This window comes from Mycobacteriales bacterium (assembly GCA_035504215.1).
Taxonomy (GTDB): Bacteria; Actinomycetota; Actinomycetes; order JAFAQI01; family JAFAQI01; genus DATAUK01.
Window position 1 is genome coordinate 20,128 of the sequence record DATJSI010000135.1, and the last position, 23,975, is coordinate 44,102.

The following is a 23,975-nucleotide window of genomic DNA, read 5'->3' on the forward strand; positions in this document are numbered from 1 at the left end:
GATAGGCTGCCGGGGTGGCAACCAAGACTTCCGCGCGCCCTCGTCCGGCCGCCACCCGCTCCAGGAGCGCGGCACCCGCGCGGCGCCGGACGACCACCCGGAAGCCGGCCTCCCGCCGGACCGCAACCCGGCGCCCGGCCGCTCGGCGGCGCCCGGTACGCCGAGGTCCGAGCCTGCCGATCCGGCTGCTGCGCGCGTTCGGCCGGGCGTTGCTCGGACTGTGGATGTTGATCGCTCACGGGGTGGGCGCGATGGCCCGCTCGCTCGGCGGCGGCGCGCGTGAGCTCGATCCGGCCCACCGTCGCGACGGGATCGGCCTGCTCACCCTCGCCGCCGCGCTCGTCGTCGCGCTCGGAGCGTGGGCCGACTCGGCCGGTCCGGTCGGCCACGACCTGACCTCCGCGCTGCGCGAGATCTGCGGATCGGGCGTCATGGTGCTTCCGATCGCGCTCGGCGCAGGCGCGGTTCATCTGCTGCGCCGGCCGGCGCCACCGGACACTCCGCGCGGCCGCGTCGTCATCGGCTGGCTCGCACTCGCGGTGGGCCTGCTCGGCATCCTCGACCTCGCTCACGGCGACCCGAGCGGGTCCGCCGCCCGCCGCGGTGCCGGTGGCCTGCTGGGCGTGCTCGCCGGCTCTCCGCTGGGCACGGCGTTGACGGCGTACCTCGCGGTTCCGATCCTCGTGCTGGTCGGGCTGTTCGGCCTGCTGGTCGTGACCGGCACCCCGTTGCATGCCGTCCCGGATCGGCTGCGCGCCTTCGGTCGCCGGCCGCAGGAGCCGACGCCCGAGCCCGACGACGGCATGCTGCCGACCGAGCCGATCAAGCGGGGCCGGTCGCTGCGGCGACGGGCGATGCCGACCGACGCCGACGAGCCGTTCGCTGCCTCGCCGGTGTTGTCAGAGGCGGACGCCGAGCCCCCGCGGGTCATCACGCTGCCCGACGCGGAACCCGGCGTACCGGTCGAGCCGAAGCCGGTGAAGCAGCTGCGGCTCGGCGACGGCAGCTACCAGCTGCCGCCACTGTCGATCCTGCGCGAAGGCTCGGCGCCGAAGACCCGGAGCAAGGCCAACGACGCCGTCATCGACGCACTCACGCAGGTCTTCCGAGAGTTCGACGTCGATGCGGCGGTCACCGGCTTCACCCGCGGCCCGACCGTCACGCGCTACGAGGTCGAGCTCGGGCCCGGCGTCAAGGTGGAGCGGATCAAGGCGCTGCAGCGCAACCTCGCGTACGCCGTGAAGAGCCCCGACGTGCGGATCATCGACGTGATCCCGGGCAAGTCCGCGATCGGTATCGAGATCCCCAACGTCGACCGCGAGACCGTCAGCCTCGGTGACGTCTTACGTTCACCCGTGGCGAGTCGCGACCACCACCCGCTGGTCGCCGCGCTGGGCAAGGACGTCGAGGGCCGCTACATCGCGGCGAACCTCGCGAAGATGCCGCACATCCTCATCGCGGGTGCGACCGGCGCAGGGAAGAGCACGTGCATCAACGCGTTGATCACATCGGTGCTCGCGCGGTCGACGCCCGACGAGGTGCGGCTGGTGCTGATCGATCCCAAGCGGGTCGAGCTCACGCACTACCAGGGCATTCCACAGCTGATCACGCCGATCATCACGAGCCCGAAGAAGGCCGCCGAGGCACTGCAGTGGGTCGTGCGCGAGATGGAGCTGCGCTACGACGACATGGAAGCCGCCGGCGTGCGCCATATCGACGACTTCAACGCGAAGCTGAAGTCGGGCAAGCTGACCGCACCGCCGGGCAGTGACCGCACCTTCAGCTCCCATCCTTATCTCCTCGTCGTCGTCGACGAGCTGGCCGACCTGATGATGGTTGCCCCGCGCGACGTGGAAGACGCCATCGTGCGGATCACACAACTCGCCCGTGCGGCGGGCATCCACCTGGTCCTCGCGACGCAGCGGCCCAGCGTCGACGTGGTGACCGGGTTGATCAAGGCGAACGTGCCGAGCCGGCTGGCGTTCGCGACCGCGAGCCTGGCGGACTCCCGTGTCATCCTCGACCAGCCCGGCGCCGAGAAGCTGGTCGGCGGTGGTGACGCGCTGTTCCTGCCGATGGGCGAGAGCAAGCCGATCCGGCTGCAGGGCGCGTACGTGTCCGACGGGGAGATCGACGCGGTGGTCAAGCACTGTACGGCGCAGATGCAGCCGGTCTACCGCGAGGACGTGGCCTCCCCGGCGGCCGGCCGCCGAGAGGTCGACGAGGAGATCGGAGATGATCTCGACCTGCTCTGCCAGGCGGTCGAGCTGGTCGTGACCACCCAGTTCGGCTCGACCTCGATGTTGCAGCGCAAGCTGCGGGTCGGCTTCGCGAAGGCGGGCCGGCTCATGGACCTGATGGAAAGCCGCGGCGTCGTCGGCCCGTCGGAAGGGTCCAAGGCGCGCGACGTCCTGGTCCGGCCGGAGGAGCTCGAGGGCATCCTGGCCACTCTCCGAGGCGGCTGAGCGGTCGCTGATTTGGCCCGTTGCCGAGGCCAATCGGCCGACCTAGACTGGACTCGGCACCAGCACCCTATGAAGGCCGGTTTTGTGACCGTCGGCGAGACACTTTCCCACGCCCGACGTACGCGAGGGCTATCGGTCGACGACGTAGCCGCACAGACTCGGATTCGTTCGACCGTCATTCGCGGGATCGAGGCGGATGACTTTCGGCTGTGCGGCGGCGCGGTCTATGCCCGCGGGCACATCCGAAGCATCGCGAAGGTGCTCGGTGTCGACGCGGTGCCGCTGGTCGCGGAGTTCGACGCCGCGCATCAACCCGATCCGCTGGTCGAACGCGTCCCGGTCGCGGCCGTGGTGGCGCCGCAGCCGACCGATCCCGACGTCGTGAGCCGCTCCGAGCGGCATCGCCCGAACTGGACGGCCGCGATGGCAACGGCGCTTGCGGTCGTCTGCGTGATCGCGATCGCGGCATTCATCGCCAACCGCGGCGGCGGCGGCAACAAGGGACAGCACGCCAACAAGCCGCCGGCGGTGTCGACCCAGCAGACCACGCCGCCGCCGAGCGTCACGCCGAGCACTCAGCCACCGGTGCAGCAGGCAGCCGATCGCGCAACGATGCTCGTGCGCACCATCCACGGACGCACCTGGCTGTCCATCACGTCGAAGACGGGGACGCTGCTCTTCGAGGGCATCCTCGCTCCCGGTGAGCAGAAGAAGTTCACGAACCGCCACGGGTTGACCTTCGTCATCGGCAACGCTCCCGCTGTCGATGTCGTCGTCAACGGCCATGACATCGGTGAGCCGCCCTCGTCGGGCAACGTGTCGCGTGGTGACGTGAGCCCGGGCGCCGACAACGTCCAGCAGGCCTGACGCCGCACTAACCTGGCACGGTGCCCCGCTCGGTTCGTCTCGTCTCGCTGGGCTGTGCGCGCAACGACGTCGACTCGGAAGAACTGGCCGCGCGACTCGAGCTGGCCGGTTGGTCGGTCACCGACTCCGAACGCGCCGACGTGGTGATGGTCAACACCTGTGGCTTCGTCGACGCGGCGAAACGGGAGAGCATCGACGAGCTGCTCGGCGCCACCGGTGACGGGCGTCCGGTGGTTGCGGTCGGGTGCCTGGCCGAGCGGTACGGCGCGCAGCTCGCCGCCGAGCTGCCCGAGGTCACGGTGCTCGGCTTCGACGACTACGAGCCGATCGGCGACCGGCTCGACGATGTGCTCGCCGGGCGTCCACTCGTGCCGCACACGCCGCGTGACCGGCGTACGTTGCTGCCGGTCGTGCCGGTCGAGCGCCCACTCGGATCGGTCGAGGTCGGCATCCCGGGACACGCGGGTGGTCCGCAGGGCGTGCTGCGGCGGCGGCTCGGCAACGGGCCGGTCGCGCCACTGAAGCTCGCCTCGGGCTGCGACCGCCGGTGCGCGTTCTGCGCGATCCCGAGCTTCCGCGGCGCGTTCGTCTCCCGGCCGCCCGAGGAGATCGTGGCCGAGGCGGCTTGGCTTGCCTCGACCGGTGTCCGCGAGCTGGTGCTGGTGAGCGAGAACTCCACGTCGTACGGGAAGGACCTCGCGGACCTTCGAGCGCTCGAGAAGCTGCTGCCTCGCCTGGCCGCGGTCGAGGGCATCGAGCGCGTGCGCGTCTCGTATCTCCAGCCGGCCGAGCTTCGGCCGTCGCTGATCGAGACGATGACCGCCACGCCCGGGGTCGCGGCGTACTTCGACTTGTCCTTCCAGCACTCGAGCGAGCCGCTGCTCCGCCGGATGCGGCGCTTCGGAAGCACCGATCGCTTCCTCGAGCTGCTCGCTGCGATCCGCGCACGGGTGCCGACCGCCGGCGTGCGAAGCAACGTGATCGTCGGCTTCCCCGGTGAGAGCGAGGCGGACCTCGAGGAGCTGGAGCGCTTCCTGTCTGCGGCTCGGCTGGATGCGATCGGGGTGTTCGGCTACTCCGCGGAGGACGGAACGGAGGCGGCCGGCCTGCCGGACCAGCTTCCGGCCGAGGCGGTTGCGGCACGGGTGGAGCGGATCGCCGGACTGGTCGAGGAGCTGGTCGCTCAGCGCGCCGAGGACCGGATCGGTGAGCAGGTTGCTGTGCTGCTCGCTACGGCCTCGGACGGCTGCATCGAGGGCAATGCCGAGCACCAGGCGCCCGAGGTGGACGGCGCGGTCGCGGTGCACGGTGCCGCACAGCCGGTCGTCGGCGACATCGTGTACGCGACAGTGACCGAGACCGACGGGGTCGACTTGGTGGCGGTGGCCGGGTGAGCGATCACGGGGGGAGCGGGCATCAGCGGTTGGTGCCCGCGAAGCTGAGCCCGCCGAGACCCGACCAGATGGGGGACCCGATCAGCGGCGCGGCGGTAGCGAACATCGCCAATGCACTGACACTTCTCCGCCTGCTGCTGGTGCCCGTGTTCGTGGTGCTCGTGGCCCACGACGGCGGGCACTCCGACGGCTGGCGGGTTGCCGCGTTCGTCGCGTTCGCGACCGCCTGCATCACCGACCTGATCGACGGTGACCTGGCGCGCCGTCGCAACCTGGTCACGGAGGTCGGCAAGATCGCCGACCCGATCGCGGACAAGGCGCTCACCGGCTCGGCGCTGCTCAGCCTTTCGGCACTAGGGGTGCTGGCCTGGTGGGTCACGATCGTGGTGTTGGTACGCGAGCTCGGAATCACCGGTCTGCGCTTCTTCGTGATCAGGCACGGCGTGATTCCGGCCAGTCGCGGCGGCAAGCTGAAAACCTTGCTGCAGAACATCGCGATCGCGCTCTACATCCTGCCGCTGACCGGTGCGCCCGCGACCGCGCGCTTCTGGGTGCTCGGGCTCGCGCTGGTCCTGACCGTGGCCACAGGTGGGGACTACGTGTCGAAGGCGTTGACGCTGCGTCGCACGAGTGAACGAGCGATGCGCAAGCGAGAGAGCCGGGCGTGAGCCTCGCCCGGCAGATCCACGAGATCCTGCTGGCGCATGACGAGACCGTTGCGACCGCCGAGTCGCTGACCGCGGGCCTGGTCGGTGCGGCGCTGACCTCGGTCCCCGGCGCGTCGGCGACCTACCGCGGGGGACTGATCGTCTACGCCACCGACCTGAAGGCGTCGCTGGCGGGAGTCTCGTTGGCGCTGCTCGCAGATCGCGGCGCCGTGGATCCGGACGTCGCGAGCGCGCTGGCGAGCGGCGCACGATCCCGGCTCGGTGCGAGCTGGGGGCTGGGACTGACCGGCGTCGCCGGTCCGGACCCGCAGGACGGCAAGCCGGTCGGAACGCTGTTTGTCGCGCTGGCGGGGCCCGGCGACCTGACCGAGGTCGTCTCCGACGTCCTGCCCGGCGACCGCGTGCAGATCCGGGCCGGCGCTGTCGATGTCGCGCTCGGCCTCTTGCGCGACACGCTTGCGGCGCGCGAGTACCGTGTGTGAATGCTTCTGCTGCGTCGAGCGCTCGGTGAGGTTCTTCGTCGCCATCGGCTTCGGCAGTCGCGGACCTTGCGCGACGTGAGCCTCGCTGCCGGCGTATCGCTCGGCTACCTGTCGGAGGTGGAGCGGGGGCGCAAGGAGGCGTCGAGCGAGCTGCTCGCGTCGATCTGCACCGCACTCGACATCACGCTGTCCGAGGTGCTGCGCGAGGTCAGCGACGACCTGGCCCGTGACGACCGCCGCCGCCGGCTCGCCCCGGTCGGCTTCACGCTCGCACCTGCGTCGCTGCCGGCCGCGCGGCCGGTTGCCGGCATCGCACCCCGGGTGCCGCAACCCGCACGCCCGGTCGCGCCGGTCGCGCCGGTCGCGTCAGTCGGGTTCGGACTGCACCTGCCGGTCGTCGCGGCCTGACGTGACGTCGTCGCATTTCGCATCGGCGGCGCCGATTCACGAGCGGGGCCTGCACAGCCGTGCCGGCAACGCGATGGCGCGCACGCGCACGGCGGTTCTCGATGGTGCTTCGCGAGCGGTCGAGAAGCACGGTGCCCGCAAGGCCACCATGGCCGACATCGCGTCGCTTGCCGGTATTGCCAAGGGGACCCTCTACAACCACTTCCGGGCGAAGGAAGCGGTCTACGCGGCAGCTCTCGACGCCGGCATTCGCAGCCTCGCAGCGGAGTGCACGGCCGCCGCGCGCGAGGACCTCAGCGAGGCGCTGGCCCTGGCGGCTGACCGGATCGGTGGGCATCCTGCGCTTCGCCGGGTCGCCGCCGACGAGCCTGCGGTGCTCGCTGTGCTGGTGACCCCGACCGACATGCCGTTGTGGGGCCTGGCCCGCTCGTCGGTTCGCGATGTGCTGGTCGCGGCGGGGGTGGCGACCAGCGCCGGGTCGATCGACTTGGTGGTGCGTTGGCTGGCCGGCTTCATCGCGGCACCGGGGGTCGATCCCGGAACTCAGGCCGACCTGCTCGCCCGGGCTTTGCTGCCGGCGGGTGCCGGCCCGGTCTGACACGACGGGCACCAGTAGCAGACTCTGGAGTACGGCGGCGAGCCCTGCATCGCCTGCCGGATCCGCGTTCCGCAGCGACGGCACCCGAGGCCGGATCGCTCGAAGACCCAGTGCTCCGTCCCGCGGCGCAGGTTGCCGGTCGTGCTCTGCGCGTCATGGTCGCGATTCGCGAGCATCAGCCGGCGGGCGCGTTCGACGAGCCGCGGCACGTCCGCAACCTCACCGACGTCGGTCCAGGGAGTGAGGCCGGAGAGGAACAACACCTCGGCCTTGTAGAGGTTGCCGATCCCGGCGAGGTTGCGCTGGTCGAGCAGCGCCTCACCGATCGCTCGTCCGGGCGCGGCGGCCAGGCGCTCGACTGCGACCGCTGCGTCCCAGTCCGGTCCGAGCAGGTCCGGGCCGAGATGACCGACGACCCGCGACTCGTGTCGGGTCTCGAGGAGATCCACGACCGGCAGCCGGTACCCGACCGCCTCCCACTCCTCGTTGCGCAGGATGACCCGGATCTCATGCGCCGCTCCGCCGCGGCGGCGTACGCCGATGCGGTGCAGCCGCCAGGTGCCGTCCATCCGGAAGTGGGTGTGCAGGGTGAGCTCGCCGTCGAGCCGGGTCAGCAGGTGCTTGCCGCGGCTCACGACCTCCCGGACGGACCGCCCGGACAGGTCGACGGTCGCGAGCGATGGCACTCGAAAATCGCTGTAGGTCAGGACCCGGCCGGCCAGGGCGAGATCCATCCGCTTGGCGGCGAGCCAGACGGTGTCGCCCTCAGGCACGGTGTCGGTCAGCCATGGTGTCGCCCTCAGCCACGGAGTCGTAGCCCGCGTGGGGTCGGGTGAAAGCCAGCGGTCGCCAGCGCCGCTCCGAGCGGCGAGTCGACGATCGAGGCACCGTCCGCGCGCTCGACCGCAAGCCGGCCGAGCAACCCCTCGCGGACCGCGAGCGCGAGGGCGTCCGCCGCCGGCTGGATCCGCGCCGGGTCCTCGCTCCACGACAACAGTGACTTACCGCCGCGCTCGACGTACAGGCACAGTGCGCCGTCGACGAGCACCACGAGGGCGCCCGCCTTGCGCCCGGGCCGGTGGGCCCCCTCATGCTCCGGCCACGCAAGCGCAGCACCGTAGGGGTTCGCCGGATCGGTCGCGGCGAGCACGACACAGTCGCCGGCCGTTGCGGCCCGCAGCCGGTCGACCGCACCGGGCAGCGCGAACTGCGCGGCGCCGAGGCCGGCGACGAAGTAGCCCCGGCGGCAGCGCCCGGCCTCCTCGAACGCCCGGAGCACCGGGTAGACCGCGGCGAAACCGCCGAGGACGCGTTCGGCCGCGACCGCTCCGCGGGTGAGCACCCCATGTCGCTCCAGCAGGCCCTCGGCGACGGCATGCAGCCGCCGGGTCGGGTCGGCTATCCGCTCCGGAGTGGCCGACCATCGCCCGACCGTCGTCGGCGGCCCGATCCGGGTGCCGGCGGCCGGTCGCGGGCGGCGCCGCGCGCGGGCCGGCACCGGGCGGGTTCGTGCGGAGCTCAGCCGCGCGCGAAGCGGCGCGATGGTGTCATTGGTGACCTGGCCGGTCCACACCAGGTCCCACAGCGCTTCGGTCACCGCGCGGTCGTCGGCGCCGTCGGCACGATCGGCGAGCGCGCGGAAGAACAGCGCGCCGCCTCCGGACAACGCGTCGAGAATCGCGGCGTGCAGCGCAGTTGCGGCCGGCTGGTCGGGCACCGGCATAAGCAGCGACGCGGTGTCGGCCAGATGCAGCGACAGCCAACCGTCGTTTCCCGGCAGCGCACCCTCGCCCAGCCACAGCACCTCACCGGTCGAGGTCAGCTCGTCGAGCATGGCCGGTGTGTAGTCGGCCACCCGGCTCGGGAGCACGATCGACTCGAGGGTCGAGGCCGGCAGCACTGATCCCGCCAGCTGCTCGACCGCGCGCAGCAAGGAGTCGAGCCCACGCCCGGCGTGCACGCCGACGCCCTGCCAGGCCGGCAGGAACCGGCCGAGGGTCTCCGGGGGCACCGGCTCGACCTCTTTGCGCAGCCGGGCCATCGAGCGTCGACGCAGGCTGCGCAGGACCTCGGCGTCACACCACTCGATACCGCTGCCGTCCGGGCGGAACTCGCCCTGGACGCAACGGCCGGTCGCGGCCAGGCGGTGCAGCGCGTGCTCGACCACCGCGACTCCGAGCCCGAACCGCGCGGCCGCGTCGGCGGCGTGGAACGGCCCGCGGCGCCGGGCGTAGCGCGACACCAGGTCGCCGAGCGGGTCGTTGACGGACTCCAGGAAGGCGGCCGGCACGCCCACCGGCATCGGCGTACCGAGGGCGTCGCGGACTCGTCCGGCGTCCTCGATTGCGAGCCAGCGCGTCTCGCCGCCGATCCGCACCTCGATCGCACGCCGGGTCGCTTCGAGCTCGCGGGCGAACCCTGGCTCCGCACCTCGCTCGGCGAGCTCCTCGTCCGAGAGGTCGCCCAGCACCCGCAGCGCGTCGGCAACCGCCTCCGCCGAGGCGAGCCGGCGTTCGGGCGTCCGCCAACCGAGCTCGGCCTCCACCTCGGCGACGGCGACCGGATCGAGCAGCTCGCGCAGCTCGACCGACCCGAGCAGCTCGGCGAGCACGGTCGAGTCCAGGGCGAGAGCGGCGGCGCGGCGCTCGGCGAGCGGCTGGTCCCCTTCGTACATGAACTGCCCGATGTAGCCGAAGACCAGGCTGCGGGCGTACGGCGACGGCTGCGGGGTCTCGACCTCGACCACGCGCACGCGTCGCGCGGCCACATCTCGCATCAGCTCGGCCAGGCCGGGGACGTCGAAGACGTCCTGCAGGCACTCGCGCATCGTCTCGAGCACGACCGGGAAGGAGCCGTACTGCCCGGCGACGCTCAGCAGCTGAGCCGAGCGCTGGCGTTGCTGCCAAAGCGGCGAGCGCCGGCCCGGGTTGCGTCGCGGCAGGAGCAACGCGCGTGCCGCACACTCGCGGAACCGGGACGCGAACAGCGCGGAGCCGCCGAGCTCACGGGTCACGATCGACTCGATCTCCTCCGGATCGAAGATCGTGAGGTCGGGCGGCAACGCATCGTCGGTGTCGGGCAGCCGCAGCACGATGCCGTCGTCGGTGTGCATCACCTGCACGTCCATGCCGCTGCGTTCGCTCATGCGGGCCTGGATCGCGAGCGCCCAGGGCGCATGCACCTGCGCGCCGAACGGCGAGTGGATGGTCACTCGCCAGTCACCCAGCTCGTCCCGGAAGCGCTCGACCACGATCGTGCGGTCATCCGGCACGTGACCGGTAGCGCGCCGTTGCTCGCCGAGATACGCGACGGTGTTGTCCGCCGCCCACTCGTCGAGCCCGAGCTCGTGCAGGCGGTCCCGAGCCGCCGCATCGTCGAGACGCTGGAGGTCGCGGACGAAGGCGCCGAGCGCGCGGCCGAGCTCCAGCGGGCGCCCGAGCGAGTCGCCGTGCCAGAACGGCACCCGTCCGGTCTGTCCGGGTGCGGGGGAGACGAGCACCCGGTCATGCGTGATCTCCTCGATCCGCCAGGCGCTGCTGCCGAGGGTGAAGACCTCGCCGACGCGGGACTCGTACACCATCTCCTCGTCGAGCTCGCCCACCCGGCTGGCGCGCTCACCGACCAGGAACACGCCGAACAGGCCCCGGTCGGGGATCGTGCCGCCGCTCGTCACCGCTAGCCGCTGCGCTCCGGGCCGCGCGGTGAGGGCGCCGGTGACGCGGTCCCACACGATCCGCGGTCGGAGCTCGGCGAACTCGTCGGAGGGGTAGCGGCCGGCCAGCATGTCCAGCGTCGCGTCCAACGCCGAGTCGGGAAGGCCGGCGAACGGAGCCGCCCGGCGCACGACGGCCGCGAGCTCTCCCACCGTCCACTCGTCCATCGCGACCATCGACACGATGTGCTGGGCGAGCACGTCGAGTGGGTTGCGCGGGACGCGCAGGGCCTCGATCCGTCCCTGCGACATGCGCTCGGCGATCACAGCGGCCGGGATGAGCTCACCGCGGTGCTTCGGGAACAGCACGCCGCTGCTGACCGCGCCGACCTGGTGGCCGGCGCGGCCGATCCGCTGCAGCCCGGACGCCACCGACGGCGGCGGCTCGACCTGCACGACCAGGTCGACCGCTCCCATGTCGATGCCGAGCTCGAGGCTGCTGGTCGCGACCACGCACGGGAGCTCGCCGCGCTTGAGCGCTTCCTCGGTCAGCGAGCGCTGCTCCCGGCTCACGCTGCCGTGGTGTGCGCGGGCGATCTCGACCGCGCGACCCTCCGGGTCCCGCTCGCTCGCCGCCTCGTTGAGCCGGGTGGTCAACCGCTCGGCGAGCCGGCGCGAGTTGGCGAACACGATCGTGCTGTGGTGCGCCTCGATCAGGTCGGCGATCCGCCCTTCGACGGCCGGCCACAGGCTCGAGCGCGCGACCGGGTCGGTGTCGTCCTGGGTGCCGGGCTCGGTCATGTCCTCCACGGGTACGACGATGCGGACCTCGACCGACTTCTCCGCGGGCGGCGCGACGATGCTGACCGGGTGCTGGCCGCCGAGGAACCGCGCGACCTCGTCGACCGGTCGGACGGTCGCGGACAACCCGATCCGTTGGGCCGGGCGTTCGGTCAGCTCATCGAGGCGCTCGAGACTGAGCGCGAGATGCGCTCCGCGCTTGCCGCCGGCCAGCGAGTGCACCTCGTCGACGATCACGGTGTCAACGCCGCGCAACGACTCGCGCGCGGCGCTGGTGAGGATGAGGAACAGCGACTCCGGCGTCGTGATCAGGATGTCAGCGGGAGTGCGCTGGAAGGTGCGCCGCTCGGCGGCCGTCGTGTCGCCGGTGCGCATGGCGACCTCGACGTCGCGAGCCGTCGTACCGAGCCGGGTCGCGGCGTGGCGGATGCCGGCGAGTGGCGAGCGCAGGTTGCGGTCGACGTCGACCGCCAGCGCCTTCAGCGGGCTGATGTAGAGGACCCGGCAGCGCTGCTGCCGGTCCGCCGGTGGCGCTTCGTTGGTGAGCCGGTCGATCGCGTGCAGGAACGCGGCCAGGGTCTTCCCGGAGCCGGTCGGCGCGATGACCAGCGCATGCTGACCGGCGGCGACCGCGTCCCAGGCGCCGGCCTGGGCAGCGGTCGGCGCCGCGAACGACGAGTGGAACCACTCGCGCGTCGGCGCCGAGAACCGCTCGAGTCCGCTCATCCACTCATTCTTGTCCGACCCCCTGACACCGTGCGCACCCACGTAGCGTGGGCGCGTGCGGCTCACCGAGTTCTGGGAACGGATGCAGACCGAGTTCGGTCCGGCGTACGCGGCATCCGTCGCGCGCGACCAGGTGATCCATTCCCTCGGTGACCGCTCGGTGGATGCGGCGCTCGAGGCCGGTCAGGACCCAAAGCAGGTGTGGCTGGCGGTCTGCGAGCACTTCGAGATCCCGGCCGCACAACGCCACTAGGCACAACCGCTCGGGGAGTGATGGATGACCCTGCATGACGAGGTGATCGAGGTTGCCCGCGACCTCATGCGGCTCGACACGACCAATGCCCGCGAGCCGGGACTGGGCAACGAGACCAGGTGCGCGGCGTATCTGCAGGACTACCTCGCCCGCAACGGCGTCGAGGCCGAACTGGTCGCTCGCGACCCGGATCGGGCCAACGTGGTGGCACGCATCCGCGGCACGTCCTCCGATGCGGAGTCGCTGGCGTTCGTCGGCCACACCGATGTCGTGCCGTGCGACCCGCGCGACTGGACCCACCCGCCGTTCGACGCGGTGCTCGACGACGCCGGCTGGCTGTGGGGTCGCGGCGCCGTCGACATGAAGAACGAGGTCGCGGCCCGGGCGGTCGCGATGGCGGAACTGGCTCGCAGCGGCTTCCGACCGGCTGGTGACCTGTGGTTCATCGCCGTTGCCGACGAGGAGGACGGGTTCGCGGACGTCGGCATGCGCTGGCTGCTGGAGGAGCGGACCGACATCCGGCCGACGCACAGCATCAACGAGGGCGGCGGCGAACGGCTGCCCTTGAGCGACGGCCGTGAGGTGGTGATCTACGCCGTCGGCGAGAAGGGCACGCTGCCCTTTCAGATCACGGCGCTGGGCGAGGCGGGCCACGCGTCGCAGCCGACGCTCGGCAACAACGCCGTACCGCTGCTGGCGCGACTCGTTTCGAGGCTGGGCGACGGGCTTCCCGACCCGGCGCCGACACCTGTCGTCACGGCGTTGCTGACCGCGGTCCTCGGCCGCGAGGAGCCGGACCTCAGCCGGGCCGTCGCGGAGGCGGGCGTGCTGCACCCGACGCTGGTGCACGTCCTGGTGGCCTTGATGGGATCGACGCTCGCCCCAACCAGGCTGTGGGGATCCGGGCAGCGCAACGTCATGCCGGCGCGGGCCACCGGCGAGGTGGACTGCCGGATCCTTCCCGGTACGACGCAGGACGACGTCGAGGCGCAGGTCAGGTCGCTGCTCGGCGACGACATCGACTACGAGCTCGGGTGGCCCGAGCCGATCACGCCAGGGTCGAGCTCACCGCTCGACGGGCCGGTGCCGGCCGCTATCGGCGCCTTCTTGGCGGCTGAAGGTGACGCCGCCGCGATCGTCCCGCTGCTGTGCACCGGGTTCACGGACAGCAACTACCTGCGCGCAGCGGCCGGCACGGCGGCGTACGGCTTCAGCCCGTTTCGGGCAACGCCGGCCGAGGTGATCGAGGCCGGCGTCCACAACGCCGACGAGCGCGTGCACGTCGATGACCTGTTGCTGGCCGTACGGTTCCATCTCGACCTCGCCCGGCGAGTGCTCGGCTGACGCCAGCGCTGGCCCGGCGACCGGCGCTACGCATGGCCCATCGGTGGCGCTCCAGCCCCACGCATGGCCCATGGGTGGGCCGATAGCCCCACCCATGGGCCACGGGTGGAAATCGCGCGGCGTGTCGGCTTTACTTCGAACACCTGTTCGTACGACTGTGGACAGCACTCGGCGGTCCACAACCACGGCTCGGATCCCGGAAATGGTCCGAGCCGGTTCGTAGGGTCGACGACGACACCCGAACCACACGGAGGCTGGCAATGGCAGGCATGGATCGCGACAAGGCCTTGTCGGCCGCGTTGAGCAACATCGAGCGGGCACACGGCAAGGGCGCAGTGATGCGGCTCGGCGACGATGCCCGCGGTCAGATCGACGTGATCCCGACCGGTGCGATCGCCCTCGACATCGCGCTCGGCATCGGTGGGCTGCCACGCGGGCGGATCGTGGAGATCTACGGACCGGAGGCCTCCGGCAAGACCACGGTGGCGTTGCACGCGGTCGCCAACGCGCAGCGGGCCGGCGGCATCGCCGCTTTCATCGACGCCGAGCACGCCCTCGATCCCGAGTACGCGAAGGCGCTCGGGGTCGACATCGACGAGCTGCTGGTCTCCCAGCCGGACACCGGCGAGCAGGCGTTGGAGATCGCCGACATGCTGATCCGCTCCGGCGCGATCGACATCCTGGTGATCGACTCGGTCGCGGCGCTCGTGCCACGAGCCGAGATCGAAGGCGAGATGGGCGATGCGCACGTCGGCCTGCAGGCGCGGTTGATGAGCCAGGCGCTGCGCAAGATCACGGGTGCGCTGTCGACCAGCGGGACGACCGCGATCTTCATCAACCAGCTGCGCGAGAAGATCGGTGTCTTCTTCGGCTCGCCGGAGACCACGACCGGGGGCAAGGCGTTGAAGTTCTACGCCTCGGTCCGCCTCGACGTACGCCGGATCGAGACGCTCAAGGACGGCCCGGACGCGGTCGGCAACCGCACCCGGGTCAAGGTCGTGAAGAACAAGTGCAGCCCGCCGTTCAAGCAGGCCGAGTTCGACATCATGTGGGGTCGCGGGATCAGCCGCGAGGGCAGCTTGATCGACATGGGTGTCGACCACGGCATCGTGCGCAAGTCCGGCGCTTGGTACACCTATGACTCGGACCAGCTCGGGCAGGGCAAGGAGAACGCGCGCGGCTTCCTGTGCGACAACCCTGATCTCGCCGATGAGATCGAGAAGAAGATCAAGGAGAAGCTCGGGGTCGGGCCGCAGTTGGACACGCCTTCAGGCCCGGCCGACCCGGACGCTCCGATCGATCTGACCACGACCATCGACGACGCGGTGCCGACACCTGTCGAGTTCTGATGCCGGGCGAGCAGTCGTCCGATCCTGAGGCGGTCGCTCGCCAGATCGGGCTGCGGATGCTTGATCGCGCCCCCCGCACCCGGGCCGAGCTCGCTACGGCAATGGCGCGGCGCGGGATACCGGATGACGCGGCCAGCGCCGTGCTCGACCGGTTCACCGAGGTCGGCCTCGTCGATGACGCGGGTTTCGCGACCGCGTGGGTGGACAGCCGTCACCACGGTCGCGGGCTGGCTCGTCGGGCGCTCGCTGCGGAGCTGCGGTCCCGCGGGGTGGACGACCAGGTGGCCAAGGACGCGCTCGCGGCGGTGAGTACCGATGACGAGTACGTCGCCGCGTGCAGCCTGGTCCGCCGCCGGCTCCGGTCGATGTCCGGCCTGCCGCCCGAGGTCGTGAAGCGCCGGTTGGTGGCGATGCTCGGCCGCAAGGGCTTCGGATCGGGGCTGGCCTACCGAGTGGTCGCCGAGGTGATCGACGACCACCGTGCGGTGCCCTAGCCCGCCGACGCCGCGACCCGCAGCTCGGCCCGGCCCGGGACGGTTGTCGCGCTATCGGTGCCGGCCGCCTGATCGTCGCTGAGGGCGGCGTCCTCGCGTCTTTGGAGCGGACCCGCCCCGGCGTCGTTCTTCGTCGCGACGATCTCCTCCGCGACCTACGTCGCGGCACGGATCGGTGACAGCCGTCGACGCAGCCATCGCTCACCCGCACACTTGGAGGTATGACCGCACAGCAGACCGGGCAGCCGGCCGCGCCTGCCGTGGCTGACCGCCCGGCCGGTCTGCCGCGGAGCTGGCTGCGCAGCGAGGTGCTGCTGGTCTTCGCGCTGTCGCTCGGTGCGGACGGGTTGCGGGCGGCAGTCCGGTTGATCGGCGACGCGACCAGCGGGCAGGCGCTGACCTCCCAGGTCGCGTCGCTGAACGCCTCGCAGGCGCCGGGTCGGCCGTGGCTGGACCTGACGCTGCAGCTGGTGTCGCTGGCTACCGGCGTCGTACCCGTGTTCCTGGTCTGGCACTTCCTGATTCGCTCCGGCGAGCGCATGTCGACCATCGGTGCCGACCTGACCCGGCCACGGATCGACCTGTTCCAGGGCGCGGTGGTCGCGGCGGTCATCGGTGGCAGCGGGTTGGGGCTCTACCTCGCGGCGCACGCACTCGGCGTCGATCTCACCGTCGTCGCCGAGTCGCTTCCGGCGGTCTGGTGGCGGTTGCCCGTCCTGTTCCTGTCCGCGCTGCAGAACGCCGCTCTCGAGGAGGTACTCGTCCTCGGCTACCTGTTGCACCGGCTGCGTCAGCTCGGATGGAGCGACAACCGCGCGTTGTTGCTCAGCGCCACGGTGCGGGGTAGCTACCACCTCTACCAGGGGCTCGGCGGGTTTGCCGGCAACTTCGTGATGGGGCTGATCTTCGGGCGGATCTACCAGCGGTGGGGGCGGGTAATGCCGCTGCTGATCGCGCACACGCTGATCGACACGGTGGCCTTCATCGGGTACGCCGAGCTGGCCGGCCACGTGTCCTGGCTGCCGGTCCCGTCGTAACGGCTAGCCCCAGGTGCGGGCGCCTGCTTCGAACGCCGCCGGCTCCTGCACCTTGATCACGCAGAACACGACGCCGGCCGGGTCCGCCATCACGACCCAGTCCTGGATCCGGTCGACCACCGACCCGCCGAGCGCGGTCAGGCGGGTGACCTCGGCCTCGATGTCGTCGGTCTCGATGTCGAGATGGATCCGCGGCGCCGGGTCGCCGACCGCCTGCACCCCCATCGTGACGCCGGGCGTGGCCGGGCCGAAGCTGGTGTAGTCGGGGTCGTCGGCCTCCACCTCGCCGGGTCGCTCGAGCGCGTGCGCCCAGAACGAAACGGCGGCCGGATAGTCCTCGCGGGGGACGTCGATGTAGGCGGCGGCCAGCCGGCTGCGGTGGCTCATGAGGTGTCCTGCGGGGCGGGCACCTTCTGCACGACGCAGAACGTCACGCCGGCCGGATCTCGCATGACAACCCAGTGGTGCTCGCGGCCGATCTCGGTCGCGCCGAGCGCCTTGAGCCGGGCGACGTCGGCCTCGCGGTCCTCGCTCTCGAGGTCGAGGTGGATCCGCCGCGTGCTGTCGTCCTGGGTGGCCTGCACCATGAAGTAGAGCCCGGGAGTCACGTCGTCGTACTGGGCGTAGTCGGGGAATCTCTCGGTCACTTCCGGCTGCGTTCCCAGCGCGCCGGTCCAGAACGCCACCGCGCGCTCGTGATCGGCCTTCGGGACGTCGACGAGGGCGCCGGCCAGTCGCAGTCGGGTTGTCATGCGCGCACCCTCGCACAGTGCCCGGACGGTTTCGGTGCCTCGTTACCGACTGGTGCCGCGGCCGTTATGGTTCGGCATCGCGCGAGACCGCAAACAGCACGTAACCATACGAAATCGCGCGCCGATCCGGGTGCGCGGCCAGCCAGGCCTCGGCGGCGCCGTCCCGGAACTCGTTGCGGAGCACCGCGGCCAGCTCGGACGGGTCGGCGCAGCGCCATTCGGACAGTACGTCGACCCTGCGCGCGCCCCGGTCACGCCACCAGCGGTCGGTCGAGCCCGGGTCGAACGCGGCGTTGCCCTCGGTGGCGGTGCGCAGGATGTCGGCGAACTCCCCGGTCGTGTAGTCGTTCTCGACGACGACCAGCGCGCCGCCGGCGCGCAGCACCCGCCGGACCTCGGCCAGCCCGGCGTCGGCGCCCGGCCCGAAGAAGTAGGCGAAACGGGCGTGTACGACGTCAACGCTGCGGTCGTCGAGCGGGAGATGCTCCGCCGAGCCCGCCATGACGGCTGCGTTCGCCGTGCCCGCGACCCGTTGCCTGGCGATGGCGCGCAAGTCGGGATCGGGTTCGACGCCGATGACCCGCTCGGCCTGCTCGGCGTACCCGGGCAGCCAGAAGCCCGTACCGCAGCCGAGGTCGACAAGCACGCGGCCCGCCCACGGCGCAAGCTCCCGCATCGCCGCCAGCACGAGGCCGCCGGGGTCGATCGCGCGGTTCTCGGCTTCGTAGAGGTCGGGCGCATCGCGGATGTTCGGCGCGGGTCGCCAGTCGGGCAGCTCGATCATGTAAGACGAACGTTAGCTCTTGGGCGGCCAACGGCTCCTACCATGACATGTGCCTTCTGAGCCGCGCGCTCACCAGGATGGCGCACCTGTGGGGCGGCGCGTCGTCCTCGGGCTGCTCGGGCTCGGTGCGGTGGGCATCGTGACCGGTTCGAAGCTGCAGAACCTGCTCGAACGCGGGCTAGCACCGCTGGAGAACCACGACCCGACCGGGCTGGTGTCGCTGCTGCCGATCGGCGACACCTTCCGGTTCTACTCGGTCACGCACAGCGTCCCCGACCGCACCGCGGCCGACTACCGGCTGTCCGTGTCCGGGCTGGTCCAACGCCCCGCGACGTACACGCTCGCCGACCTGCAGTCGATGCCGCAGACCGCCGTCGTACGCGACTTCCAGTGCGTCACCGGCTGGCGAGTGCCGGGCGTGCACTGGCGCGGGGTTCAGCTCTCGCATCTGCTCGACCTCGCGGGCCCGGCAGCGTCGGCGACGGCGATCCGGTTCATCTCCTTCGACGGCACATATACCGAGAGCCTCACCCTCGATCAGGCACGGCTGCCCGACGTGCTCGTCGCGCTGGACATGCTCGGCGCGCCGGTCACGCACGACCACGGAGGCCCGGTGCGGCTCTACGTCGCGCCGATGTACGGCTACAAGAGCCTGAAGTGGCTGTCCGGCATCGAGCTGACCGCCGACGTGGTCCCCGGCTACTGGGAGCACCGCGGCTACTCGATCAACGGCTGGGTCGGACGGTCGAACGGAAGAAGCGATGAGCCGACCGGCTGACCGGCGCCGCGAGCTGCTCCGCTTCACCCGTCCGGTGCGGTGGGTGCACGCGGTCACGGCGGCGCTGTTGTTCGTGTGCATCGCCACTGCGGCGATCCTCTACATCGGGTCGATTGCGGTGCTGGTCGGGGATCGGTACGTGATCGAGCAGGTTCACGTCTGGTGTGGCCTCGCGCTCCCTGTGCCACTCATCGTCGGGTTGCTGTCGCCCAGCTACCGAGCCGACCTGCGCCGGCTCAACCGGTTCACCCGGCGGGACTGGAGGTGGCTGCGGTCACGGTCACGCCGCGACGGGCAGATCATGGTGGGCAAGTTCAACGCCGGCCAGAAGCTCAATGCCGCGCTGAGCCTCGGCGCGATCGGCGTGCTGCTCATGAGCGGCGTCGTGATGTATTTCACCCACCTGACCCGGTTGTCGTGGCGCAGCGGAGCGACCTTCGTCCACGACTGGGTCGCTCTCGCGCTCGGGCTTCTGGTCATCGGACATGTCATGTACGCCGTTCGCGACCCGGAGGCACTGCGGTCGATGCGCACCGGCCGGGTGCCACTGCGGTGGGCGCAGCGCGAACACCTCGCGTGGGCCGACGAGATGTGCGCCGACGAAGTCGAACAGGATCAGGTCGACCCGGTCGACTCCGCAAGGTAGGCCTTGCGAACGCGGACCGGAGCGCGGTCGAGCCAGGCCTCGACCACCAGCTCCTCGAGCTCGTCGACCGGAATCGCATCGAGCATGACAAGGACGGCCGGATACCCGTTGAAATGCGGGGTCGTGAAGAAGTACTCCGGTTGCTCGGCGATCAGCGCGTGCTTGGCACCTTCGTCCGGTACCCGTACGCCGAGGATCGTGCCGTCAGGGGCGTCCTCGCCGAGTGCGGCGAGATCCGACTTGCGCAGCGGCCGCTCCCACACGAACAGCTTGTCCCGGACCCGCCAGAAGGCGGTGCCATCACGCGACTCGGACTCGCTTGTCTCGGGCATCGCGAGCGCGAGTCGCCGTACGTCCTCGAGAGTGGCCACGCCTCGCACGCTATCCGTCGCGACCCGGAGCGGCGTTATGGTGCGGTGTGCGGGAGGGTCAGGCGTCGCAGACCGCCCGCAGGGTCGCCGCGCAGCGGCGGCACTTTCCGCGGGTTCCGGCCGAGTACGGCGACTCGCGCGCCGACCGGCTGCTGCACGCGGACGTCGCCGGCGACCTGCCGTTCCGCAACACCGCGTTCGCGGTCTACCTCGCCGCGCGGACGCGGTTCTTCGACACCGCGGTCGTCACGGCGATCGCCGACCGGATCGCGCAGATCGTCGTGATCGGAGCGGGTTACGACGGCCGAAGCCTGCGCTACGCCGCCCCGGATGTGCGCTGGTTCGAGCTCGACCACCCGGCGACGATCCGCGACAAGACCGCTCGGCTCGCCCGGCTCGGCGTGGCCGGCGCTGCGGCGTGCGTCCCCGCCGACTTCACGACGGACGACGTGGCGAGGTTGCTCGCCGACGCCGGCCAGGTCGCGGGTGCGCCGTCGTTGTTCTACTGCGAGGGGGTCACGCCGTACCTCGAGCGCGAGGTCGTCGGCGGCTTGTTGCGCGCGGTGCGAAGCCGTGCCGCGCCGGGCAGCCGGCTCGCGATCGACGTCCCGCTCGTTCCGCGCGGCTGGCGGGCGCGGCGGGCGCGGGCCCGACTGCGCGCTCGGGTCCGGGCCCAGGGCGAGCCGATGCGGTTCGCCATCCGCTTCGCCGAGCTCGGGCCGCTGCTCGACGACTGTGGCTGGTCGATCGATCGAGCCGTCGGCCCCGCGGGCGACGACCCGTTACGCAGCTCGCGGTCCACCGCGTTCGTGCTCGCCTCGCCGTACCCTTGATCGGTGCGCACACGGACGTATGAGGTGCGGACGCACGGCTGTCAGATGAACGTCCATGACTCCGAGCGGATCGCCGGCCTGCTCGAGGCCGCGGGCTACGCGCGCCCGATGGACGGCGAGCCGCCGGATGTGGTCGTGTTCAACACCTGTGCGGTGCGCGAGAACGCCGACAACCGGCTCTATGGAAACCTCGGCCAGCTGCTGCCGGTGAAACAACGCCATCCCGGCATGCAGATCGCGGTCGGAGGATGCCTCGCGCAGAAGGACCAAGGCACGATCGTCGAAAGAGCGCCGTGGGTCGACGTCGTCTTCGGGACGCACAACATCGGGTCGCTGCCGGTGCTGCTCGAACGCGCGCGGGTGGAGTCCGAGGCCCAGGTCGAGCTGCTCGAGGCGCTCGAGACGTTTCCGTCGACGCTTCCCGCTCGGCGCGAGTCCGCCTACCGAGCGTGGGTCAGCATCAGCGTCGGCTGCAACAACACGTGCACGTTCTGCATCGTCCCGTCGCTGCGCGGTAAGGAGAAGGATCGCCGGCCGGGCGAGATCCTCGCCGAGATCGAGGCGCTCGTCCATGCCGGCGTGCTCGAGATCACCCTGCTCGGCCAGAACGTCAACTCCTACGGCGTCGAGTTCGGCGACCGGCAGGCATTCGGCAAGCTGCTGCGTGCGTGCGGCGAGATCGAAGGTCTCGAGCGCGTGCGCTTCACCTCGCCCCACCCTCGCGACTTCACCGACGACGTGATCGCAGCGATGGCCGAGACTCCGAACGTCATGCCCAGCCTGCACATGCCGCTGCAGTCCGGCAGCGACCGGATCCTCGCCGCGATGCGCCGCTCGTATCGCGCCGAGCGCTACCTCGCCATCATCGACCGGGTTCGCGCTGCCCTTCCCGACGCGGCGATCACGACCGACGTCATCGTCGGGTTCCCCGGCGAGACCGAAGACGACTTCACGCGCACCCTCGATGTGGTCGAGCGCTCGCGGTTCGCCGGGGCCTTCACCTTCCAGTACTCGGTGCGGGCGGGGACACCGGCCGCCACCATGCCGGACCAGGTTCCGGCCGCGGTCGTCGCGGACCGCTACGCGCGTCTGGTAGAGGTCGTCGAGGCCGGCGCGTGGGCGGGAAACAAGGAGTGCATCGGTACGACGGTGGACGTGCTGGTTGCCGAAGGCGAGGGACGCAAGGACGACCGCACCCAGCGACTGTCGGGGCGGGCCCGGGACAACCGGCTCGTGCACGTCGCACGCTGCGAGGCGAGGCCTGGCGACGTGGTGAGTGCAGTCGTCAGCCATGCGGCACCTCATCACCTGGTTGCGGACCGCGTCATCGACATCCGTCGGACCCGCGGCGGCGACGCATGGCAGGCGCGGCAGGACTCGCCGGACACGTCAGCGGTGCTGCTCGGCATGCCGGTGCTGCGGGGCTGAGCGGCAGCTGCCCTCGATGCCGAAGGTCATTGCGATCGTCGGGCCGACCGCGACCGGGAAGTCGGCGCTCGCTCTCGACGTCGCCGAGCGGGTGGGCGGAGCGGTGGTCAACGCCGACTCGATGCAGCTCTACCGCGGCATGGACATCGGCACGGCGAAACTCAGCCTTGCCGAGCGGCGCGGCATCCCCCACCACCTGCTCGACATCTGGGAGGTCACCGAGACCGCAAGTGTCGCCGACTACCAGGCACGTGCCCGCGCACAGATCGACGCCCTGCTCGAGCGCGGGACCACGCCCGTGCTCGTCGGCGGCAGCGGACTGTACGTACGCAGCGTGCTCGACCCGATCGAGTTTCCGGGGACCGACGCAGACGTGCGCGGCGGTCTCGAGTCCGAACTCGAAGCGGTCGGCGCTCCGGTTCTGCACCGGCGGCTGGCCGGCCTCGACCCGGCGGCGGCGTCGGCGATCGCGCCGGAGAACGCCCGCAAGATCGTCCGCGCCCTCGAGGTCATCGCGCTGACCGGGCAGCCGTTCACCGCGGCTCTTCCGGCGTACGACGATCCGCGCTACGACGCCGTACAGATCGGCCTCGATCTGCCGACCGAGGAGCTGGACCGCCGGATCGGCCAGCGGGTGGCGGCGATGGTCGACGCCGGGTTGCTCGAGGAGGTACGCCGGCTCGAGGCTGTCGGTTTGCGCGCCGGCGTGACCGCGTCCCGTGCGCTCGGCTACGCGCAGATGCTGGCCGTCGTCGACGGGGTGCTCACGCTCGACGAGGCGGTCGCTGTGACGGCGCAGGCGACGCGACGCTTCGTCCGCCGGCAGCGGTCCTGGTTCCGCCGGGACCCCCGGATCCAGTGGTCCGAACCCGCGAGCGACCTCGCAGGACGTGTCATCGCGCTCAGTACCCGGTGAGCCGTACGGCGTGTCGAACATGGCCACAACGGGTCATATGGCAACGATCAAGGCCGGCCGATACACCGCACAACTGAACCTGGGGGAGGACTGCCGTGTCGGGCCCGGACCTCGACCTCATGCCGGCGCTTGCGCGCGCGGTGGACGAGGACGCGCTGGTCGTCCATTTCCAGCCGGAGGTCGACCTCGCGAGCGGCGCCGTCGTCGGGATGGAGGCGTTGGTCCGCTGGCAGCACCCGCAGCGCGGCCTGCTGTGGCCGGCGGACTTCCTGTCGGTGGCGGATCGCGCGGGGCTGTTGCCGGCGCTCGGCTGGGACGTGCTGCGCCGCGGCGCCAAGGAGCTCGCGTCGTGGCGGTCGTTGCCGGCGCTCGCCGACGGCTCCCCACGCCAGCTCTGGGTCAACGTCTCGGCCTCTCAGCTGCTCGAGGTCGACTTCATCCCGCGTGTCGCCGCCTTGATCGCCGAGCTCGATCTCGCCCCGGACACCCTCGGTCTCGAGCTGTCCGAGGAGACCCTCGCGACCGGCAGCCGGCATGCGCCCGCGCTGATGGAGGAGCTGCGCTCGGTCGGCGTTGCGCTCGGACTGGACGACTTCGGGAGCTGGTACTCCGCGCTCGGCATGCTCGGCGAGCTGCCGATCACAACGGTCAAGCTCGATCAGGCATACGTGCGCGGCGTCGGCTCGGACCTCGAGGACGACTCGATCGTGTCCTCGGTGATCGCGCTCGCGCACGCGCACGGCGTACGTGTGGTGGCCGAGGGGGTCGAGAGCTGGAGCGAGGGCGCGCGGCTGTGTGAGCTGGGCTGTGACCGCGCGGTCGGCTATCTGTTCAGCGGACCGCAGATCGCCGACCACGCCCGGCTCATGCTCGCGCACGGCGCCGGCTGGACCGCTCCCGCCCAGCGTCGCTCGCGCCCGAGCGGCTGA

At 71.2% G+C, this 23,975-nt stretch carries 24 protein-coding genes; 18 read left to right on the forward strand and 6 right to left on the reverse strand.

The genetic code is table 11. The features are described 5' to 3' along the window. Positions 1–14 precede the first annotated feature (14 nt). The 7 genes from VME70_15605 to VME70_15635 all read left to right on the forward strand — a co-directional run bounded on the left by VME70_15605 (position 15) and on the right by VME70_15635 (position 6,882). Positions 15–2,465 carry a DNA translocase FtsK 4TM domain-containing protein gene (locus tag VME70_15605; GenBank protein HTW21620.1) on the forward strand — a complete coding sequence of 817 codons (2,451 nt, stop codon included), beginning with the start codon at positions 15–17 and terminating at the stop codon, positions 2,463–2,465. 84 nt (positions 2,466–2,549) lie between these two features. Beyond that, positions 2,550–3,332, forward strand: a complete 783-nt coding sequence (locus tag VME70_15610; protein HTW21621.1) for a RodZ domain-containing protein — start codon at positions 2,550–2,552, stop codon at positions 3,330–3,332. Positions 3,333–3,352: 20 nt separating this feature from the next. Continuing rightward, positions 3,353–4,726, forward strand: a complete 1,374-nt coding sequence (rimO, locus tag VME70_15615) for a 30S ribosomal protein S12 methylthiotransferase RimO (protein ID HTW21622.1) — start codon at positions 3,353–3,355, stop codon at positions 4,724–4,726. A gap of 68 nt (positions 4,727–4,794) precedes the next feature. Then, a complete protein-coding gene (gene pgsA, locus VME70_15620) occupies positions 4,795–5,394 on the forward strand; it encodes a CDP-diacylglycerol--glycerol-3-phosphate 3-phosphatidyltransferase (protein HTW21623.1) in 600 nt (199 codons plus the stop codon). Next, positions 5,391–5,876 (forward strand): CinA family protein, encoded by a 486-nt coding sequence (locus VME70_15625; protein HTW21624.1) that lies wholly within the window; start codon positions 5,391–5,393, stop codon positions 5,874–5,876. The genes pgsA and VME70_15625 overlap by 4 nt, the downstream gene beginning before the upstream one ends. Next, the gene (locus VME70_15630; GenBank protein ID HTW21625.1) at positions 5,877–6,284 is read left to right on the forward strand and encodes a helix-turn-helix transcriptional regulator; all 408 of its coding nucleotides are present in this window, start codon (positions 5,877–5,879) and stop codon (positions 6,282–6,284) included. A gap of 1 nt (position 6,285) precedes the next feature. Further along, positions 6,286–6,882 carry a helix-turn-helix domain-containing protein gene (locus VME70_15635; GenBank protein HTW21626.1) on the forward strand — a complete coding sequence of 199 codons (597 nt, stop codon included), beginning with the start codon at positions 6,286–6,288 and terminating at the stop codon, positions 6,880–6,882. Here the strand turns inward: VME70_15635 and VME70_15640 are convergent. Together VME70_15640 and VME70_15645 are read right to left on the reverse strand one after the other, a co-directional pair. Next, the gene (locus tag VME70_15640; protein HTW21627.1) at positions 6,828–7,655 is read right to left on the reverse strand and encodes a DNA-formamidopyrimidine glycosylase family protein; all 828 of its coding nucleotides are present in this window, start codon (positions 7,653–7,655) and stop codon (positions 6,828–6,830) included. The genes VME70_15635 and VME70_15640 overlap by 55 nt on opposite strands. A 26-nt stretch (positions 7,656–7,681) precedes the next feature. After that, the gene (locus tag VME70_15645; protein ID HTW21628.1) at positions 7,682–12,061 is read right to left on the reverse strand and encodes a DEAD/DEAH box helicase; all 4,380 of its coding nucleotides are present in this window, start codon (positions 12,059–12,061) and stop codon (positions 7,682–7,684) included. Between the two features lie 55 nt (positions 12,062–12,116). Between VME70_15645 and VME70_15650 the strand changes: the two genes are divergently transcribed. The 5 genes from VME70_15650 to VME70_15670 all read left to right on the forward strand — a co-directional run bounded on the left by VME70_15650 (position 12,117) and on the right by VME70_15670 (position 16,538). Further along, complete coding sequence (locus VME70_15650) at positions 12,117–12,314, forward strand: DUF3046 domain-containing protein (GenBank protein HTW21629.1); 198 nt, start codon at positions 12,117–12,119, stop codon at positions 12,312–12,314. Positions 12,315–12,338: 24 nt separating this feature from the next. Then, on the forward strand, positions 12,339–13,658 hold the full coding sequence (locus VME70_15655; GenBank protein HTW21630.1) for a M20/M25/M40 family metallo-hydrolase: 1,320 nt from the start codon (positions 12,339–12,341) through the stop codon (positions 13,656–13,658). A gap of 260 nt (positions 13,659–13,918) precedes the next feature. Beyond that, positions 13,919–15,007: a recombinase RecA gene (gene recA, locus VME70_15660; protein HTW21631.1), complete on the forward strand. Its 1,089-nt coding sequence runs from the start codon at positions 13,919–13,921 to the stop codon at positions 15,005–15,007. After that, complete coding sequence (locus VME70_15665; GenBank protein HTW21632.1) at positions 15,007–15,501, forward strand: regulatory protein RecX; 495 nt, start codon at positions 15,007–15,009, stop codon at positions 15,499–15,501. The genes recA and VME70_15665 overlap by 1 nt, the downstream gene beginning before the upstream one ends. 221 nt (positions 15,502–15,722) lie before the next feature. Further along, complete coding sequence (locus VME70_15670) at positions 15,723–16,538, forward strand: CPBP family intramembrane glutamic endopeptidase (protein HTW21633.1); 816 nt, start codon at positions 15,723–15,725, stop codon at positions 16,536–16,538. A gap of 3 nt (positions 16,539–16,541) precedes the next feature. Here the strand turns inward: VME70_15670 and VME70_15675 are convergent, their stop codons facing one another. The 3 genes from VME70_15675 to VME70_15685 all read right to left on the reverse strand — a co-directional run bounded on the left by VME70_15675 (position 16,542) and on the right by VME70_15685 (position 18,074). Further along, positions 16,542–16,925 carry a VOC family protein gene (locus VME70_15675; protein ID HTW21634.1) on the reverse strand — a complete coding sequence of 128 codons (384 nt, stop codon included), beginning with the start codon at positions 16,923–16,925 and terminating at the stop codon, positions 16,542–16,544. Next, entirely contained in the window at positions 16,922–17,290 is a 369-nt protein-coding gene (locus VME70_15680; GenBank protein HTW21635.1) for a VOC family protein, read from the reverse strand. Before VME70_15680 ends, VME70_15675 begins: the two co-directional genes overlap by 4 nt. A gap of 64 nt (positions 17,291–17,354) precedes the next feature. Continuing rightward, the gene (locus tag VME70_15685; GenBank protein HTW21636.1) at positions 17,355–18,074 is read right to left on the reverse strand and encodes a class I SAM-dependent methyltransferase; all 720 of its coding nucleotides are present in this window, start codon (positions 18,072–18,074) and stop codon (positions 17,355–17,357) included. Positions 18,075–18,162: 88 nt separating this feature from the next. Between VME70_15685 and VME70_15690 the strand changes: the two genes are divergently transcribed. Then, positions 18,163–18,852, forward strand: a complete 690-nt coding sequence (locus VME70_15690; GenBank protein ID HTW21637.1) for a molybdopterin-dependent oxidoreductase — start codon at positions 18,163–18,165, stop codon at positions 18,850–18,852. Beyond that, positions 18,836–19,498, forward strand: coding sequence for a cytochrome b/b6 domain-containing protein (locus tag VME70_15695; protein HTW21638.1), 663 nt, complete (start codon positions 18,836–18,838; stop codon positions 19,496–19,498). The genes VME70_15690 and VME70_15695 overlap by 17 nt, the downstream gene beginning before the upstream one ends. Here VME70_15695 and VME70_15700 read toward each other — a convergent pair. After that, a complete protein-coding gene (locus tag VME70_15700; protein ID HTW21639.1) occupies positions 19,468–19,869 on the reverse strand; it encodes an MmcQ/YjbR family DNA-binding protein in 402 nt (133 codons plus the stop codon). The two genes, VME70_15695 and VME70_15700, sit on opposite strands and share 31 nt — an antisense overlap. A 47-nt stretch (positions 19,870–19,916) precedes the next feature. Between VME70_15700 and VME70_15705 the strand changes: the two genes are divergently transcribed. From VME70_15705 to VME70_15720, 4 genes are all read left to right on the forward strand, one after another. Then, positions 19,917–20,702: an SAM-dependent methyltransferase gene (locus tag VME70_15705; protein ID HTW21640.1), complete on the forward strand. Its 786-nt coding sequence runs from the start codon at positions 19,917–19,919 to the stop codon at positions 20,700–20,702. 3 nt (positions 20,703–20,705) lie between these two features. Continuing rightward, positions 20,706–22,130, forward strand: a complete 1,425-nt coding sequence (gene miaB, locus VME70_15710; GenBank protein HTW21641.1) for a tRNA (N6-isopentenyl adenosine(37)-C2)-methylthiotransferase MiaB — start codon at positions 20,706–20,708, stop codon at positions 22,128–22,130. A gap of 16 nt (positions 22,131–22,146) precedes the next feature. Beyond that, on the forward strand, positions 22,147–23,046 hold the full coding sequence (gene miaA, locus VME70_15715; GenBank protein ID HTW21642.1) for a tRNA (adenosine(37)-N6)-dimethylallyltransferase MiaA: 900 nt from the start codon (positions 22,147–22,149) through the stop codon (positions 23,044–23,046). A gap of 95 nt (positions 23,047–23,141) precedes the next feature. Next, positions 23,142–23,975 (forward strand): EAL domain-containing protein, encoded by an 834-nt coding sequence (locus tag VME70_15720; GenBank protein ID HTW21643.1) that lies wholly within the window; start codon positions 23,142–23,144, stop codon positions 23,973–23,975.